Source organism: Xanthomonas populi (assembly GCF_002940065.1).
Classification (GTDB): domain Bacteria; phylum Pseudomonadota; class Gammaproteobacteria; order Xanthomonadales; family Xanthomonadaceae; genus Xanthomonas; species Xanthomonas populi.
In genome coordinates, this window is sequence record NZ_MDEJ01000266.1 from 1 (window position 1) to 1,377 (window position 1,377).

Consider the following 1,377-nt stretch of genomic DNA (forward strand, 5'->3'; position numbering starts at 1 on the left):
AGCGATTACGCACACTGCCCGAACACGTCTACAACCAGATGGTCATGGGCTGAAAAACGTGGGGATACCTCAGATCCGGCGCCTGCGCGTGAGCCGCATCTCTCTGGGCAAACTGGCGATCGGCCAATGGCGCTATCTGCCGGCTGGCGAGCGTTTTTGAGTGTGCCGCTGGCGTTCAACGCTGGCAGCAACCTGCATGCAGCGCGACGACTCGCCTGCCGTCGTACTGATGCTTTGACCGCTTACTTCTTGTTGCGCTTTTTTTTTGGCACGCGTCACCAGCCAGAACACCACGCCAATGATCGCAATGACCAAAATGATGAAAACCGGTGACAGAAACGCGTTGTCGCCCATGGGGATCTCCTGAGTTCTTTGGCAGCCAAGCGCTGCATGCAAATCAGCGTAGCGAGCGGCGTGCTTGATCGCGTGAAATACGACGTATGCGTGGGGGAAAGGACGTTTTTCTGCGCGCTGCAGTCGTGAGCGGTCATGCGATGGGCGTTCGGTGCGTTGGTGTCACGCGAAATGTCTGGCGCAGATCGTCCAAGCAGACCCTGCAGCGTTTAGATAGTTCTGCGGCTGTAATCGCACACAGCCGTGCAGCGTTGAGGCTGCGCTCGCCATGGAGCGCAGCCTTGCAAGGTCAGCGGAAGGTCGGCGTGCAGCGGAAGCCGGAGCAGTCGATCTGCACCGTCGTGCCGCTGCTGCAGGTAGCGCTAAAGCGCGTGGCGCTGTTGGCCTGTACCTGGCCGCAGCTCAAGCCGGTGCAGGCGCCTCTGTAGCGAGCGGTGTAGTGACGGCCGCGCTGTGGGATTGGCCATTCGCACCGGTGGTCGCCGCAACCACACTGCCTTGCGCATTTTCGCCCTGCAACGGCTGGCCGCGGTCTTGGCGATGGCGGTGGAAGCTCAGCGTCTGCCCGAATACCCGCTGGATCCAGTTCGGGTAGGTGTCGCCGGTGTCTTTGCTGTGATCGACGATGGCGCCGATCGCGCCGCCGATCAGGACATTGCCCCAGATACCGATATTGGCGGGCGAGGTCGAGCGCCCGGAAGCATCGCGCTGCCCCGGCAGTACACAGGAAACGACCAGATCGCGCGAGAAGCGATATACCTGCGCCGTCTGGCCCGACGTCAGGGTGAGGCGCCCCTTGTCGTTGCTGATGGCGCAATCGGCGCCGGAGATCGTCTGCCCGTCGGCGGTCTTGGTGTCGATGCGGATCGGCTGGGTCGCATCGTTCAGTACCGTCGCCCAGCCGCTCCACGCAGCCATGGCGATGGCTGCGGTCACTAGGGGATGTTAACACATAAGAAGCCCTTCAACGATCAGGACGAAGCTCAGGAATCCGAGGAACATGACGTCGAGCTTCTCAAAGCG

The 1,377-nt window shown here is 61.5% G+C and carries 3 protein-coding genes and 1 pseudogene; 2 read left to right on the plus strand and 2 right to left on the minus strand.

What is annotated here, in order from left to right:
• Positions 1 to 160, plus strand: a pseudogene (locus tag XpopCFBP1817_RS23465) (RNA-binding protein); the annotation flags it as partial.
• On the opposite strand, the gene XpopCFBP1817_RS20690 reads toward XpopCFBP1817_RS23465, so the two are convergent.
• Entirely contained in the window at positions 133 to 354 is a 222-nt protein-coding gene (locus XpopCFBP1817_RS20690; protein WP_128418478.1) for a hypothetical protein, read from the minus strand. The pseudogene XpopCFBP1817_RS23465 and the gene XpopCFBP1817_RS20690 sit on opposite strands and share 28 nt — an antisense overlap.
• A 281-nt stretch (positions 355 to 635) precedes the next feature.
• Between XpopCFBP1817_RS20690 and XpopCFBP1817_RS21975 the strand changes: the two genes are divergently transcribed.
• Entirely contained in the window at positions 636 to 782 is a 147-nt protein-coding gene (locus XpopCFBP1817_RS21975) for a hypothetical protein (RefSeq protein ID WP_167393995.1), read from the plus strand.
• Here XpopCFBP1817_RS21975 and XpopCFBP1817_RS23470 read toward each other — a convergent pair.
• The gene (locus XpopCFBP1817_RS23470; protein ID WP_244171293.1) at positions 757 to 1,290 is read right to left on the minus strand and encodes a hypothetical protein; all 534 of its coding nucleotides are present in this window, start codon (positions 1,288 to 1,290) and stop codon (positions 757 to 759) included. The two genes, XpopCFBP1817_RS21975 and XpopCFBP1817_RS23470, sit on opposite strands and share 26 nt — an antisense overlap.
• Between the last annotated feature and the right edge of the window lie 87 nt (positions 1,291 to 1,377).